The sequence below is a fragment of the Streptomyces sp. NPDC050147 genome (assembly GCF_040660195.1).
Taxonomy (GTDB): Bacteria; Actinomycetota; Actinomycetes; order Streptomycetales; family Streptomycetaceae; genus Streptomyces.
In genome coordinates this window covers 102,227-117,297 of the sequence record NZ_JBFALJ010000014.1, presented here as the reverse complement: position 1 = coordinate 117,297, position 15,071 = coordinate 102,227, and the positions used below count along the sequence as shown (strand labels likewise).

The window sequence follows — 15,071 nt, the reverse complement described above, 5'->3', positions numbered from 1 at the left end:
GGGATCGTGGCGGCGGGAGCGGTCGGGGATCGACTACTGACTCGGCCCTGCCGGCGGCCCAGGAGCCGCCGGCAGGGATCGGTCAGGACAGTGGCTCCACCCACACGTCGCGGAAGCGGACCTTGTTGCCGTGGTCCTGCAGGCGGATCGCTCCCGCTGCCGCCGACTCCGGGTCACCCGCGCCCGTCGGGCCGTCGACCGCCACGTCGTCGTGGACCTTCTTGCCGTTCCACACCACCGTGACCCGGGCGTCCGACGTCTTCTTGCCGTCCCCGTCGAAGCGGGCGGCGCGGAAGGTGATGTCGTACGTCTGCCAGGTCTCCGGCGCCTTCGAGGCGTTGAGGTCGGCGGCCTTCTTCTGGTAGATCGCCGCCGCCTCGTTGTTCGCGAGCTTCTGCACACCGTACGAGTCCAGGATCTGCACCTCGTACCGCTCCTGGAGGTAGACCCCGCTGTTGCCGCGGTCCTGCCCGGTGACGTCGTCCGGCAGTTTCGGCACACGGAACTCGACGTGCAGCTTGAAGTCGCCGAAGTGCTGCTTCGTGCGCAGGTCCCCGCAGCAGACCTCCATGGACTTCTCGGCGGCATGCGGCCACTCGGCGCTGCGGCCGTCGGTGTGCTGCCAGGCCGACGCGATGCTGCCGCCCGAGAAGAGGTCGATCCGGGCTCCGGGGCGGCGGACGTCGAGCGCGTCGAGATTGACGTGCCCCGTGTCCCCGGCCCCCACCGCGTACGTGATGGTGTTGCGGCCCTTGCGGAGTTCGAGTCTCTCCGTCTTGGTGGACCAGCGGTTCCACTGGCCCGTCGACGGCAGGCTCGTCTGCTTGGCCGCAGCGCCGTTGACGCCGACGCTGATCGTCTTGGTACCGGTGAAGGGGTGCGGGCCGTTGGCGTAGCGCAGCCCGACGTCGTACGTGCCCTTCTTGTCCACCTGGACGTCGAAACTCGCCTTGGCGCCCTGCTCGCCGAAACCGTCGACGAAGCCCGCGCCGGTGAAGCCGGTGTGCTCGGTGTCGGTGCCGGCGCTGCCGGCCAGAGTTGCCGATTCGGCGTCGTACGTGGTGACCGGCTCGGCCGGGCCCGGCTTGGCGTTGAGGGTGTACCAGGCCTCCGTGGACCAGAGCTGCTCGCCCGAGGAGGAGGAGAACGGGCGCGGGGAGCGCACGTGGACGACACGGTCGGCCTTGAGACCCGGGATGGTGAGCTTCACCTTGCGGCGGTCGTCGGACAGCTTCGCCGACGTGACCGGCAGCGACTCCTCGTCGACCTTCGGGCCGCCGTAGGCCGGCGTCGGGGCGTAGCGCCACTGCTCGACGGAGTACGCGCCCTTGGTCAGCTTGGCCGCGGTCTCCTCCGACAGGGGCTTGGTGTAGGTGAGTTCGAATCCGTCCCGCGTGGCACGCATGGTCTTCATGTCGAAGGCCGTCTTGCCGTTCGGCGTCAGCTTCTGCAGGCCGAAGCGGAGCTTGCCCGCCTGGCCCCAGTTGCCGTCGGCGCCCAGGCCGCCGGTGTAGATCGCCCCGTCGGGCCCTTCGCTGATCCGGGTGATGCCGGACTCCAGGCCCTGGGTGTGCCGGAACACGGCGCCCTGGTACTCGCCCTTGACCTTCTCCAGATCGGCGCGCTGCAATCCGCCGTAGGTCACGTCACCGAAGACCATCTGTCCGGCGAACGGGCCCTTCTTCAACTGCATCGGCGTGCTGGGGGAGTTGGCGATCTCGTTCTGCGGCAGCCACAGCGCCGGCTTGGTGACGGGCTGGTCGTCGAACGGCCCGTCGGGGTTCATGTAGTGGTTGAAGAACCGGTCCTGCTTGATGTGTACCAGCTTCGACGCCGGGAGCCAGCCACCCTGGTTGTCGGCGACGAAGAGGTCCCCCGAGGGGCCGCGTCCGATGCCGTTCGGGGTGCGAAGGCCGCCGGCGAGGTAACTGACCTTGCCCGTCTTCTTGTTGACCTTGATGGTCGTGCCGCGGTCCTTGGCGGGCTGCGGGTCGGTGGTGGCGCCGCCGTAGTCGATGGCGACGGAGAGGTTCAGATAGAAGTCGCCCTCGTCGTAGAGCAGTCCGAAGGCGAACTCGTGGAAGTTCCCGCCGTAGGGCCACTCGGCGATCTTCTCCTTGTCGTCGGCGACGTCGTCGCCGTTGGTGTCGTTCAACTCGGTCAGCTGGTGCTTCTCCGACACGTACAGCTTGCCGTCCACGTACTTGATGCCCATCGGCTCCTTGAGCCCGTCGGCGACCTTCTTGTACGTGACCTTCTCGGGGCCGGTGTCACCGGTGACGTTGTCGAGCAGGTACACCTCGCCCTTCGTCTCGGTGCTGCCGCCCCACGTGGAGATCGCGAGCCGCCCGTCGGGCAGCCAGTCCATCGCGGACACCTGCGGCTCGAAGCCCTTCGGGCGCAGGTCCGTCAGCTTGTATCCGGGGTTGACCTCGGTGAGCGGGAGACCGTCGCCGGGGGTGTCGAGCGTCCCCTCGCACTCCTTGCGGCCGGGCGCGGTGACGCGTACGACGTCGGCGTCCGTGCTGAGCACGGAGTTCGGCACGACCTTGAACTCGTCGGCGCCCGGCGGCTTCCACTGGAGGGTGACCTGCTGCTCGCCGTCCGCGTCGAAGTGGTCGATGCGCAGCGGCTGGTAGCCGGCGTTGAGGGTGATCTCGCCGTCCTTGGGCTCGGCGCCGTGCTTTCCGTCGTGGTCGATGACCTGCTGGTCGCCGACGAAGAGCCGTGAGCCGTCGTCACTGATCAACCGGAAGGTGTACGCGCCTGCTTCGGGCACGTTCAGATTGCCGATGATCTGCGACACGAAGTTGTTGCTGAACCCGAAGCCTTCGGTGGACGTCCAGTCGGCGGTCGGGATCAACTTGTCGACGTTCGGGGTCTGTGCGGGCTTGAGGTCGCACAGCTTGTCGAGCGGGGACTGGATGTCGAACACCCGCAGGGTGACGCCGGGTTCCTGCGGTGGCAGGTCGGCGAACGGCCGCGGGTCGTCCTCGGCGCCGACGGCGGGCGCCACCAGCCCGCCGCAGAGCATCGCCGTGAGCAACAGACCGGTGGATCTTCGAGCCCTGCGACGGGTGGTGCCGGATATCGGCTTGGGGCGTGGCTTCACTCTTCCTCCTGCGTGGTTCCTACGGGGGTTACGCAGATTTATGTGGCAAAGCGACGCTCAGCGTAGGGATGGTGCCGGAGTGCGTCCATACTTTGTCCACAGAAAGGAAAAACAGATGCCGACGGGTGCCGGACCGAGCCGTACGGAACTGCCCCAAGGGTGTCGGGACGCGGGAACAGCTCTGCCGTCAGCGGTCCTTGGCCAGTGCGACGAGGTCCGCGAACAGGCCGCCGCCTCCCACGAGTTCCTCGTACGTGCCCTGCTCGATCACCCGGCCCTTGTCCATCACCAGGACGCGGTCGGCGAGCCGTGTGTTCTCGAGTTGGTGGGTGACGACGATCGTCATGCGCTCGGCCGCGATCTGCTTGATCTGCGTGAAGACCGCGTGCTCACCGCGCGCGTCCATCTGTGAGGTCGGCTCGTCCAGGATCAATAGCGGTGTTTGCCGGTAGAGCGCGCGGCCGCACACGAGCCGTTGCCACTGGCCGCCGGAGAGTTCGGCGCCGCCCCAGAGCTCCTTGGCGAGAAGGGTGTCGAGTTGCCGCGGCAGTGCCTCGATCGCTTCGCGCATCCCTACGGCGTCGACGACATCCCACACCGGCCCGTCGTCGTACGTCCTCGGCTGGCCGAGGGTGATGTTCTCGCGGGCGCGCAGGGGCCAGCACGCGAAGCCCTGCGGGACCAGCGCGGTGCGCTGCCACACGGAGTCGGGATCGGCCTGGGCGAGATCGGTTCCGTCCCACAGGACACGGCCCTTGTCGGCGAGGAGGATGCCGGTGAAGAGCTTGGCCAGGGTCGACTTGCCCGAGCCGTTCTCCCCGACGACGGCCAGGATCTCGCCCCGGCGCAGGGTGAGCGACACGCCCGCGACGGCCGGTTCCTCCTTGCCGGGGTAGCGGTACACGACCTCGTCGAGGCGGATCTCGTCCACGCGCTCCGGGAGGGTCAGGTCACCGCGCTGGGGAGCGCGTTCCTCCGCCATGTCGAGGAACGACCGCATGTCCGCCAGGTAGAGCGACGTATGGAACATCGCGGCGCCATGGATGACGGACTGGGAGAGCGCGGCCAGGGTGGTCTGGACGGCGACCACCGCCGTCGCCGCGACGGGCAGAGCGACCCGGCCGGTGGTGGCGAGCCAGGCGAGAGCGGCCCACGTGCCCAGCAGGAAGAGGCCGCCGAGGGCGCTGGTGACCAGAACGATGCGCAGCATCCGCGGGGCCGCGGTCAGGGTGCGTCGGTCGATCCGGTCGGACAGGGCGCGGTACCAGTAGATGAGGTAGCCGGTCATGCCGTTCGCCCGGACCTCGTCGCCGTGCCGGGAGTACGTCGCCCACCAGCGCATCATCGACCTGACGTTCCTGTCGCCGACGTTGAGGTAGTGGGTCTCGTAGTCGACGCGCGCGGACAGCACGGCCCCGGCGCCGGCCGGCAGCACGGCCAGCAGGACCAGCGGCAGCATCAGCGGATGCAGCGCGGTGATCACCCCGCTCGCGGCGATCATCCGGATCACGGCCGACATGAACCGCTGGGCGTCCTGCACCATCATCCGCGTGCGTGTGACCCCGACTTCGGCGGCTTCCTGCCGGTCGGCGAAACCGTCCTCACCGTATGCGGACGACTCCACGCGGCACACGGCGGCGACGAGGGCGATGTCCGCTTCCGTCATCAGCAGTGGCGTGATCCGCCCGTCCGCGTACGACGACACGGCGCCGCTGATACGACCGATGGCGGCGGCGGCCGTGACGACCACCAGGGCGGGGAGCGCCATGTGCAGGCGTTCGGGCACGCTGCCCGTGCCGAGGATGTGGGTCATGGCCTGCGCGGTGAAGGCCAGGACGACGGCGGCCGCCACGCCGGTGAGGAGTTGGCAGACGAGGAGCAGTACGACGCCGGGCCTGTCCACGGCCCATGCCATCCGCGCGGTGTGCCTGAGCACGGAGGGAAGGCGCCTGCACATGGTGCCGAAGGTGGCCTCGGACAGGGGGTTCTTGCCGTGCTTCCCGCCGAAGGTGAGGGTGGCGGGCGGGGGAGGGGGTGGCGTTTTCACGTAGTCGGTCGAGGTGTCGTTCACAGTCACCTGCGTCCCTCCATGGGGAGCGTGCCGCACCTGGATGGCTCGGCGGTGCTGGGTTCAACGACAGGACGACGGAATCGAACGCGCTCGATTCAGGACTGGTTGGGGCCCTTCAGCCACAAGGGGCGTCGCGCGTGGACGGCGTGCTGGAGCGGTCGCGGGGCGACGCCGGGTTGGCCGAATCGCCGATGTCCGACCGCCGGTGTCCGGGGTTCCGCCCCGGCGGGTGGGGCGCGGTGTCCGTCACCGTCGGGGCGTTCAAGTCCTCCCGTGGAGCGGTCAGTTGCGGGCAGCGGGTTTGGTGGCGCGGACGAGGGCCGAGTGCATGCCGTCGGCGACCGCGTGGGTGGGGGTGATCTCGATGCCGGTGAATCCGGCGGCTTCGAGGCCTCGGCGGTATTCGGCGAAGGAGAGCGCGCCGGCGATGCAGCCGGCGTGGTCGCCGCGTTCGGCGCGCTGCGTGGGGGTCAGAGTGTCGTCGGCGACGACGTCGGAGATGCCGATGCGGCCGCCGGGGGTCAGGACGCGGAAGGTCTCGGCGAACACGGCGGGCTTGTCGGTCGACAGGTTGACCACGCAGTTGGAGATCACGACGTCGATCGTGTTCGCGGGCAGCGGGATGGCCTCGATGGCGCCCTTGAGGAACTCGACGTTGGTGGCACCGGCCTTCTTCCGGTTCTCGAGGGCGAGGGCGAGCATCTCCTCGGTCATGTCCAGGCCGTACGCCCTGCCGGTGGGGCCGACGCGGCGGGCGGAGAGCAGGACATCGATACCGCCGCCCGAGCCGAGGTCCAACACCCGCTCACCCGCGTGGAGATCGGCGACGGCGGTGGGATTGCCGCAGCCGAGGGAAGCGGCGACGGCCTCGGCCGGCAGTTCGTCGCGCTCTCCCTCGGCGTAGAGGGCGGAGCCGAAGTTGTCGTCGGCCTCGATCACGGACGGGCCGCAGCAGGCCGTGCCGCCCTCGGTGACCTGGACGGCGGCCGCGGCATAGCGGCGGCGGACGTTCTCGCGCAGTTCGGCGTTGTCGCTCATGGCGGCGGCTCCTCGATGAGGGGGCCCGGCAGGACCGGAGCGAGCTGCATCGATGCATCTCGATACAACCGTGCGCCTTGGATCGAGGACTGTCAACATAGAAGGCTGTCGAAACAGGACAGGGGCTGTGTCGCGCGGTCGGGACATTTGACGACGACCGGGCGCGGACACGCGGACACCCGCCGAGCAGTCCGGTCGAGAGGATCGACCACTGCGCCCGCTGCCGCTACCGCTGTCGCCCGCCCTCGCCGCCGCGTTCCCTGTGAGCGTCACCGCGCTGGACATCATCCTGCGCGGAGGGGTTGGGGGTGAGCGCGTCCGCGGCTTCGCCGTCCTTCTTGCTGTCCCGTTCCTCGCCGGGCACACGGGTTTCCGCGTCTTCCGCCTCGTCGAAGACTTCTTCGGCGGCCGTCTCCGCGTGCTTCGGCTCCTGGCCCTTCTCGTGCTCCTTGCCGTGCTTGTGGTTCATGGCGGACCTCCATCCGTCTGGTTCGGGTGTGGTGGGGAGCAGCGCACGTGTCCGTGCCAGTCAGCGCGTGTCAGTGCGCCGCAGTGATGACGAAGCCGCTGCGGGGCCTCGTCGGCATCCGGTTCAGCGGGATGCGCAGGTCCTGGTCGGGCACGTCGTACTCAAGCCGGGCGAGACGCGGGAGGAGGGTGCTCAACACCGCCAAGGTGATGTCCTCGCCCGGGCAGCGGTGGCCCTCGGAAGCGTCTCCGCCGCCCTGCGGAACAAGCTCGTCGCGACCGGGTTCGCGGCCCACGAAACGTTCGGGGTCGAACAGGTAGGGGTCGTGCCACAGCTCGGGGTCGTGATTCTGTCCGTAGAGGTCGAGGAGGACGAGGGAGCCCTCCGGGACAGCGTCGCCGTGCCACTCCAGATCCTCGGGAGCCAGTCCAGCGACGAACGGCGCGAAGGGGTAGAAGCGCCGGAGCTCGTGGGCGAACGCCCGGGCATAGCCGTCACGGTCCTGGGCCAGGCGCTGTCGCAGTGCGGGATGGCGGTGCAGCGCATGGGCGCCGAACACGGTGTACCAGGTGACGGCGACGGTGGGACGGATGACGTTGAGGATCTCGACGGCGGCGGTCCGCGGATCGAGGAGTTCGCCGTCGGCGTCGCGGTGCACGGCCACGGCCCGCACCGCGGAGTCGGGCCGCGCCCCGTCCGCCGACGCGGTGCCTTCTTCCGCCCGCAGCTCCTCCACCAGCGCGGCCAGGCGCTCCTCCTGACGGCGCCGGGCCCGCCGGGCCCGCCAGTGCCGGGGGCCGGCGGTCGCGAATCCGTCGACCATGGCCACCAGATCCCGCGCGGTGCAGCGTGCCTCGTCGTCGTCCGGGCGCTCCGCGAGAGGCACTCCCGCCCACCGGCACACGGCACGCGTGATCAGGAGGCTCACCTCGTCGAACAGCGTCACCTGCGGTCGGCGCGTCCATTCCTTGCTCGACCGCTCCCACTCCTCGGCCACCTGCTGCGCCAGACGGGCGACGCCGGACGCGTCCTTGAGGAGCGAGACGAAGAGCGCCTTGCGTCCGCGGTGCTGCGACCCGTCGAGGGTGTGTACCGCACCTTTGCCGAACAGTGTGCTCAGCACCGGTTCGGGCAGGGCGGTACGCCGCCGTACATGGTTCTCGTCGTAGAAGAACGTGACGGCGGCCGGCCCCCGCAGTGCGATGGCGGGTTTACCCAGAAGGCGTGTACGGACGGGTCCTGGGCCCTTGCGACGGCTCAGATCGGGAAGCCACGCGTACCCCCGCGACAGGAATGGCAGGGTGCTGTCCAGCATCAGATTCCTCCTGGATGACTTTCCGCTCAGCGGGACTCGCGCTCCAGCCGCTCAGCGAGACCCGGGCTCCAGCCTCTGCCGGTCACGGCACGAACACCACTGGAGCGGCACTGAACGCTTCGCGATCACGGGGCGGGTGCCCTGGTGGGCCCCCATCATGCATTTCGAAAGTCACCCCCGCGCGGGCCTTTGGGCCCGATGGACGAGCGCGTTTCCGGGGCACAGGGAAGACAGCCGGACAGGGAGGCCGGACGGACCGGAGGAGGGAACAGCCCGTGCGAACGATCAGGCGTCTGAGGCGGGTGCTGTACGGAGCTGTGTGCCTGCCCAGAGGAATGGACTGACCGGCATGGCCCGAGCCGTCCCTTGCCGATCGCCCTGTGAGCGGCGTCGAACAGAGAGAAATCCGTTCCGAAGTGCTGTGAATACCGATCGCCCGCACGGGCACCATGTGTCGGCCAGCGGCATTTCATCGCAACCACTGAAAGGAGCACCCCGTGCTCAGGCCTCACCCCACGTTCCTGCAGTCCCTGCTCGAAACACATGCCTCGCTCCGGCATCTGCAGGCCAGAGAGAATTCGGCGGAGGTGCGGCGCCAACTCGACGACGTCTCGTACACCTTGTGCGTCTCGACGGGTACACGCACCCCTGAGACGGCTCTCGCCGCGGCGCGTGCCCAACTCGCGGGAGTGCACTCGCGGGAAGACGCCCGCTTGTCCGCCTGAATCGCGGAATGCTTGACCGGGCGCAGCACGGATACCGGTGTGAGACTGGGAATTGCCCGAAAATCCGGCCACAGCGAGCACACGCCGTGACCGGGGCCATCAAGAAAGCGAGGTCGGCATGCCGGCTGGATCCAGCAATAAGCGTGAGCGTCAGTACGAACACATCAAGGAGAGTGCCGAGGAACGCGGTTCCTCCGAGGGACGGGCCAAGGAGATGGCGGCGCGCACGGTCAACAAGGAGCGGGCCCGCTCCGGGGAGTCGAAGACCGCCAGCAAGACGTCGACCAAGGACCCGAAGTCCGCGCCACAGCGCGGCGGAGAGCGCTCGCACAGCGGGTCGCAGGGCCCCACCAAGGACCAGCTCTACGAAGAGGCCAAGAAGAAGAACGTCGACGGGCGTTCGTCGATGAACAAGCAGCAGCTGAAGAAGGCGCTCGGCCGCTGAGCGGTCATGCGCCCACGGCGGTGGGTACCGCCGTGGGCGCCGTCCGTACGCCGAGCGGGGTCACGGCGTCGCGAATGCGCTCAACGAGCAGGCCAGGGGCAGGCCACGTCAACCTCCGACGCGTCCGTCACTCGGATAGCTGACGCTGTGCATGCATGAGCGACTGCCGGGAACCCCGTGTCCCATGGAATCCAGCCTCACCTGCCCCATCAGGTCACACCTGTGCGTCGACGCCCTCGATTTCGTGCTCGAAGCCGAGTTGAACCTCACGTACACGACGAACGACCCGCTGGCCGTCAGCCTCGCGTTTCCGCCGCCCTCGGCCGAGCAGGCCCCGACGACCTGGGTCTTCTCCAGGGATCTGCTGGCGTCGGGGCTTCAAGCGTGCGCGGGCGAAGGCGACGTCGTGGTCCGCCCGACGGGGCGTCACCGGGTGCTCGTGACTCTCACGTCCCCAAACGGACGGGTCCGCAGCGAACTTGAGCGGGCACCCGTCGAAGCGTTCATCAGTGAGTCGTACGCTCTCCTGCCCGCCCCCGAGGAGAGCGCGGCGCTGGGCCTGGACGAGCTGGTCACAGCGCTCCTGACAGCGTCCTGAACGAGCGCCGCGGCCCGACAGACCTCTCACACGGGCTGCGGGGCCTCCGGTTCACCCTCGGCCATGGTCATCTGCGCCCGGGCGGCCAGCAGCGCCGACCGCACGTCACGGGTGCCGGTGGAGACGCAGAGGGTGTACGCGATGTCCTCGAGCCTTTTGCGGGCCTCGACGGCCCCGTTCCGCGCATGCAGCGCACTCAGTGCGTCGTACTGCTCCACCAGGTCGCGCAGTACTCTCGGGTCGGCCATCAGCACGGCAGGTCTCCTTCGCTCTCAGCGGGCGGTGGTACACGCCCTCGACAGGCAGTGGTGCGGGGGTACTTGGCCGCCCTTTTTGCGCGTGCGTGCGCGCACCACGGCAGGCGGAGAGTGGGCGAGGTGACTATCGGCGCGTACCTGTCCACAACCACGGTGCGCGAGCCGGTACAGGGCGGCGGGCGCCGGATTCCTGCCCGGTCTCGACTCTTTCGCCGAGGTCGACGAAATCCCCGCCGGGGCGGGGTTTTCTGTGGATGGGGGTTGAGGAAGAACAACACCTGCTCCGTGGAAGCAGGGGCTTTTGGGCGCGGCTGCTTCCCGACCTCAAGGTCAGTGTGCCCACGAGAGCGCGCCGAACGCCACCCGGCGCTGTGACGTGAGCCGCACGCGTCAAGGGTTTGCGACCGCCGACGCCTGGTATGCGGCCCCCGGCGCCGCCTGCCACCATGACCGTGTGCGTCCTGGCGGGTGGAGCACCCGTCGCTGCCCTCTCACCCGGAGGAGTTCTCGTGACCGACCGGAAGCATGTCCTGCGCGGTCGCACAGCTGTCGTGACCGGCGCCGCGCGCGGTGTGGGAGAGGCCGTGGCCAGAGAGCTCGCGGCCAGGGGAGCCGCGGTGGCGCTGCTCGGCCTGGAGGAGGAGTCACTCGCCCGAGTGGCCCAGGAGCTTCCTACGCCGTCGCGGCACTGGTACGTGGATGTCACCGACGACGCGGCGATGGCGCGCGTGGCCGACGAGGTACGTGATCGTCAGGGCCCCGCTTCGGTCGTCGTCGCCAATGCGGGGGTCGCCGAGGGCGGGCCGTTCGTCGACTCCGATCCCGCCAGTTGGCGGCGCGTCATCGACGTCAATCTGGTGGGCAGCGCGAACACCGCTCGGGTCTTTCTGCCCCAACTGCTCGACACCCGCGGCTACTTCCTGCAGATCGCCTCACTCGCCTCCATCGGCGCCGCGCCGCTGATGAGCGCCTACTGCGCCTCCAAGGCGGGCGTGGAGTCCCTCACCCACTCGCTGCGCGCGGAGCTGGCCCCGCGACGCGTGGGCGTGGGCACCGCCTATCTGGGCTGGACCGACACGGACATGATCCGTGACGCCGACCGGCTCGCCGTGCTGCGCGAACTCCGTGCGCACATGCCGCCGCCGGCCCGCAAGGTATACCCCCGGGGCCAGGTGGCCCGCTGCCTGGTGGACGCCATCGAACGCCGGTCGGCCACCGTGTACGTACCGGGCTGGCTCCGTGCCCTGCAGGCGGTTCGGGCCGGGCTGCCGCCGCTCGTCAGCAAGTACTCGCGCCAGGAGTTGATGCGCTCGGAGTTCTCGCCCACGGGCCTGCTCGGGCCCGGCGGACGTGCGGCGGAAATCCCCGACTGAGTCCCGCGCGCTGGCGGATCACGTGAACGCGGCGGATCCCGTGAACACCGGGTCAGCTTCGTCGGAAGCGGCGGTCCAGTCGGCCCCGCAGCGCGGCGCGGGCGGCGTTGGCACCGGGGGCCCCGTGCACGCCGCCGCCGGGGTGGGCGGCGGCCGATGCCAGGTAGAGGCCCTTGACCGGGGTCTCGGGGCGGCCCGTACCCGGCGTGGGGCGGAACACCAACTGCTGGTGGGCGGAGGCCGTGCCGCCGTTGATGGCGCCCCCGTGCAGATTGGCGTCCATGGCCTGGAGGGTGGGCGGGGCGAGGAGGCGCCGGGCCCGGATGCGGGAGCGGAATCCCGGCGCCCAGCGTTCCACCTCGTTCTCCATCCGGTCCGCCATCGCTTCCTGTTCCCGCCGGTCCCAGGATCCGGACAGGCCGTCGGCGCCCGCGTCGCCCTTGATCCGCTGCGGGACATGGGTGTAGGCCCAGGCTGATTCGGTGCCGGCCGGTGAGCGTGAGGCGTCGGTGGTGGTCATCTGCCCGAAGAGGAGAAAGGGGTGCTCGGGCACCTGCCCCATGGCGATCTGTGCCGCGAACCGGGTGAGCCCGTCGACGCCGTCGGCCAGGTGGACCGTCCCCGCGGTGGCCGCCTGCGGTGCCGTCCAGGGCACCGGGCCGTTCAGCGCCCAGTCGATCTTGAAGGTCGCGAAGTCCCACTGGAACCGGCGCAGATCCCCCAGCAGCCGCCCGGGCAGGTGGCGTTCGTCGACCAGCTCGCCGAACAGGGCGGGAGCGGACACGTCGGCGAGAACCGCGCGGGAGGCGGGCACGCTCTCGCCTCCGGCGGTGCGCACACCGACAGCGCGACCTCCCCGCACGACGACTTCACTCACGCGCTCCCGGCACCGGACCACGCCTCCGAACCGTTCGAGTCGGCGCACCAGGGCCGCCGTGAGCGCGCCCGCGCCGCCGACCGGGACAGGGAAGCCGTATGTCTGGCCGAGCATCGACATCAGCCAGCCGAAGCCTCCGCTGCCGGCCGCCTCCGGGCCGAGGTCCGCGTGCAGTGCGTTGCCCGCGAGCAGGAGCCGGCCGCCCTCGCCGCGGAACTCCTCCTCGCCCAGGCGCCGTACCGGCAGCACCATCGTCCGGGCCATCCGCAGACCGCCGGCGCCCCGCAGCTTGGCGGCGAGGCGAAGGCCGTGCCGTACGGGCGGGAACGGCGTGAACAGAGCTCCGAGGATGTCGGGGCCCACGCGGTTCCAGGTGGCGCAGAGATTGAGCCAGGCGGCGCCGTCGCCCGCCGCGAACGTGTCAAGACCCGCCGCCGTCTCCGCCGCCCCGCGCGCGAGCACCGCGCACCGGCCGTCGGGCAGGGGGTGCGCCAGTACGCGGGGGGCGTGGCTCCAGCTGAGGCCTTCCTGCTGGAGCTGCAGGTCCGCCAGGATCGGGGAGGCCGCGGCCAGTGGGTAGAAGGTGCTGAAGAGGTCGTTCACGTAGTCGGGATGGACGCCGCGGTCGCTGCGGACGGCGCCGCCCGGCTCGTCCTGTTCCTCGAGAACCTCCACGCTCCATCCGGCACCGGCGAGCAGATTCGCCGCGACGAGACCGTTGGGCCCCGCGCCGATGACCACCGCGTCCGGCATTCCTGACTCCTGACGTTCGCGCGAGCTCATCGAGCCCATCGATCGTGTGTCGGGGCCGCGAGGCCCTGCGTCCACCTGCTCGAACGGCTCTCAGGCCGATTCGTACGTGCGCTTCGAAGATTTCTCCACGACATCCGCCAGTCGGGCGAGCATCGCGCGGTGCCGCACTTGGATCAGCGCGTCCACGGCCACGTTGTGGAGCATCCCGCCAGGCCCGGTCAGCGGGTGTTCGTCGACGATGACCAGGGCGTACTCACCCCAGGGGCGTACGTCGACGGCGATCCGCGCGGCACCGAGCCATCCGCTGTCGGCCTCGAGCTCCAGGATGCGGGGCTCTTCGCACCGCCGGACGGTCGTCGTTCCCGACAGGGTCCGCCAGCCCACCTTCACGGTGTACGTGATGCTGGAGCCGACCTCGGGCCAACGGCCCTCCTTGGGCTCCGACCGGGCCGTGCCCACTACCCAGTCTCCGTAGAGTGAACCGTCCGCGAGTACCGCCCAGACGTCTGCCACGGACCGTTTGATCAATCGGTGTCGTACGGCCATTCGACTCTCCAGTCCTCCTCGGACGCGGCAAGCTGCGTCGGATGCGACGGCTCCCCGGTACCCGGCCCGTTCGTCGTCATTCCTGTTCACCCTCGCAGGCGTTCGAGGGGTTCGCCGTCTGCCGGACGCCGAACCGGGTACATGTGTGCGCGTGAAATCACCCAGCACCGTTACAGCGGCGTCCGACTCGTCGACTCCGCTCAAGAAGGCACTGACCGCCCCGCTGCTCTATTTCTTCATCCTGGGAGACGTCCTCGGCGCGGGCGTGTACGTCCTGGTGGGCCAGGTCGCGGCCGACACGGGCGGCGCCGTGTGGGTGCCCCTCGTCGTGGCGCTGTGCCTGGCGCTGCTGACGGCCGCCTCCTACGCCGAACTCGCCACGAAGTACCCCCGGGCCGGCGGCGCCTCGCATTACGCGACCCTGGCCTATGGGCCCTTCGCCGGGTTCCTCGCCGGTTTCTGCATGCTGGCCGCCGGGATCGTGTCGGTGGGCGCCCTGGCGCGCGGATTCGGCGGCGACTATCTGGCGGAGTTCGTCACCCTTCCCGTGGCGCTCGTCGCGGTGGTGTTCCTGGCCGCGCTCGCTCTGCTGAACGCGCGGGGGATCAGCGAGTCGACACGGGCCAACGTCGTCGCCACCGTCATCGAGGTGAGCGGACTCCTGGTCGTGATCGGGCTCGGCGTGTGGATCGTGCTGCGCGGCGACGGCGACGTAGGGCGGCTGACCGACCTGGGGACACCGGAACACGGACCCGTGCCAGCGGTGCTGAGCGGGGCGGTCCTGGCCTACTACTCGTTCGTCGGGTTCGAGACCTCCGTCAACGTGGCGGAGGAGACGCGTGATCCGCGCCGCTCCTATCCGCGGGCGCTCTTCGGCGCGCTGATCACCGCGGGAGCGGTCTACGCACTGGCGGGTGCCGCCGCGGCGGCCGCCGTGCCGACCAAGACCCTCGTCGAGTCCAGCGGACCGCTCCTCGAAGTCGTCCGGGCGGCCGGCGGCGTCCCCACGGAACTGTTCAGCGCCATCGCCCTGGTCGCCGTCGCCAACGGCGCCCTGCTCACCGGCATCATGTCCTCGCGCCTCGCCTACGGCATGGCACGTGATCGGCTGCTTCCGGGCTTCCTCACCAAGGTGCTGCCCGGCAGGCGTACGCCGTGGGCGGCGATCGCCGCGACCACCGCGCTGTCACTGCTGCTCGCGCTGACCGGTGACGTGTCGACGCTCGCCTCGACTCTGGTTCTCCTCCTGCTGGTGGTCTTCTTCCTGGTCAACACGGCGGCTCTGGTGCTGCGTCGCGACGACGCCACCCCGCGGGACCACTTCCGGGCCCCGACGGTCGTACCGGTGCTCGGAGCGGTGTCCTGCGTCGTGCTCGCGACGCAGATCGAGCGCGAGGTGTGGCTGCGGGGTGGGGCCGTCCTGCTGGTGGGCGCGGTACTGGGCGCCGTCGCCGCCGTACGCCGGCGCCGGCGCCCCTGAGTCCGCGCGGTG

The 15,071-nt window shown here is 69.9% G+C and carries 13 protein-coding genes; 5 read left to right on the top strand and 8 right to left on the bottom strand.

Going from position 1 to position 15,071, the window contains the following annotated elements:
* Positions 1–82: 82 nt before the first annotated feature.
* From AB0I94_RS22325 to AB0I94_RS22305, 5 genes are all read right to left on the bottom strand, one after another.
* The gene (locus AB0I94_RS22325) at positions 83–3,034 is read right to left on the bottom strand and encodes a family 16 glycoside hydrolase (protein WP_363311436.1); all 2,952 of its coding nucleotides are present in this window, start codon (positions 3,032–3,034) and stop codon (positions 83–85) included.
* Between the two features lie 265 nt (positions 3,035–3,299).
* Positions 3,300–5,189, bottom strand: coding sequence for an ATP-binding cassette domain-containing protein (locus AB0I94_RS22320; protein ID WP_363311341.1), 1,890 nt, complete (start codon positions 5,187–5,189; stop codon positions 3,300–3,302).
* Between the two features lie 276 nt (positions 5,190–5,465).
* Positions 5,466–6,221 (bottom strand): arsenite methyltransferase, encoded by a 756-nt coding sequence (arsM, locus tag AB0I94_RS22315; RefSeq protein ID WP_363311340.1) that lies wholly within the window; start codon positions 6,219–6,221, stop codon positions 5,466–5,468.
* 226 nt (positions 6,222–6,447) lie between these two features.
* On the bottom strand, positions 6,448–6,690 hold the full coding sequence (locus AB0I94_RS22310; RefSeq protein ID WP_363311339.1) for a hypothetical protein: 243 nt from the start codon (positions 6,688–6,690) through the stop codon (positions 6,448–6,450).
* Positions 6,691–6,760: 70 nt separating this feature from the next.
* The gene (locus AB0I94_RS22305; RefSeq protein ID WP_363311338.1) at positions 6,761–8,005 is read right to left on the bottom strand and encodes a cytochrome P450; all 1,245 of its coding nucleotides are present in this window, start codon (positions 8,003–8,005) and stop codon (positions 6,761–6,763) included.
* A 497-nt stretch (positions 8,006–8,502) separates the two neighbouring features.
* Here AB0I94_RS22305 and AB0I94_RS22300 point away from each other — a divergent pair, with 497 nt between their 5' ends.
* The 3 genes from AB0I94_RS22300 to AB0I94_RS22290 all read left to right on the top strand — a co-directional run bounded on the left by AB0I94_RS22300 (position 8,503) and on the right by AB0I94_RS22290 (position 9,773).
* Positions 8,503–8,730 carry a DUF5133 domain-containing protein gene (locus AB0I94_RS22300; protein ID WP_363311337.1) on the top strand — a complete coding sequence of 76 codons (228 nt, stop codon included), beginning with the start codon at positions 8,503–8,505 and terminating at the stop codon, positions 8,728–8,730.
* A 118-nt stretch (positions 8,731–8,848) separates the two neighbouring features.
* A complete protein-coding gene (locus AB0I94_RS22295; protein WP_363311336.1) occupies positions 8,849–9,175 on the top strand; it encodes a plasmid stabilization protein in 327 nt (108 codons plus the stop codon).
* 184 nt (positions 9,176–9,359) lie between these two features.
* Positions 9,360–9,773, top strand: a complete 414-nt coding sequence (locus tag AB0I94_RS22290) for an SsgA family sporulation/cell division regulator (protein WP_363311335.1) — start codon at positions 9,360–9,362, stop codon at positions 9,771–9,773.
* A 26-nt stretch (positions 9,774–9,799) separates the two neighbouring features.
* Here AB0I94_RS22290 and AB0I94_RS22285 read toward each other — a convergent pair whose 3' ends face one another.
* Positions 9,800–10,027, bottom strand: a complete 228-nt coding sequence (locus AB0I94_RS22285) for a DUF5133 domain-containing protein (protein ID WP_363311334.1) — start codon at positions 10,025–10,027, stop codon at positions 9,800–9,802.
* Positions 10,028–10,539: 512 nt separating this feature from the next.
* Between AB0I94_RS22285 and AB0I94_RS22280 the strand changes: the two genes are divergently transcribed.
* On the top strand, positions 10,540–11,403 hold the full coding sequence (locus tag AB0I94_RS22280) for an SDR family oxidoreductase (protein ID WP_363311333.1): 864 nt from the start codon (positions 10,540–10,542) through the stop codon (positions 11,401–11,403).
* Positions 11,404–11,455: 52 nt separating this feature from the next.
* Here the strand turns inward: AB0I94_RS22280 and AB0I94_RS22275 are convergent, their stop codons facing one another.
* Both AB0I94_RS22275 and AB0I94_RS22270 read right to left on the bottom strand, forming a co-directional pair.
* Positions 11,456–13,033 carry an NAD(P)/FAD-dependent oxidoreductase gene (locus AB0I94_RS22275; RefSeq protein WP_363311332.1) on the bottom strand — a complete coding sequence of 526 codons (1,578 nt, stop codon included), beginning with the start codon at positions 13,031–13,033 and terminating at the stop codon, positions 11,456–11,458.
* Between the two features lie 90 nt (positions 13,034–13,123).
* A complete protein-coding gene (locus AB0I94_RS22270; RefSeq protein ID WP_363311331.1) occupies positions 13,124–13,579 on the bottom strand; it encodes an SRPBCC family protein in 456 nt (151 codons plus the stop codon).
* 151 nt (positions 13,580–13,730) lie between these two features.
* Between AB0I94_RS22270 and AB0I94_RS22265 the strand changes: the two genes are divergently transcribed.
* Positions 13,731–15,059 (top strand): APC family permease, encoded by a 1,329-nt coding sequence (locus AB0I94_RS22265; protein ID WP_363311330.1) that lies wholly within the window; start codon positions 13,731–13,733, stop codon positions 15,057–15,059.
* The last annotated feature ends 12 nt before the right edge of the window (positions 15,060–15,071 follow it).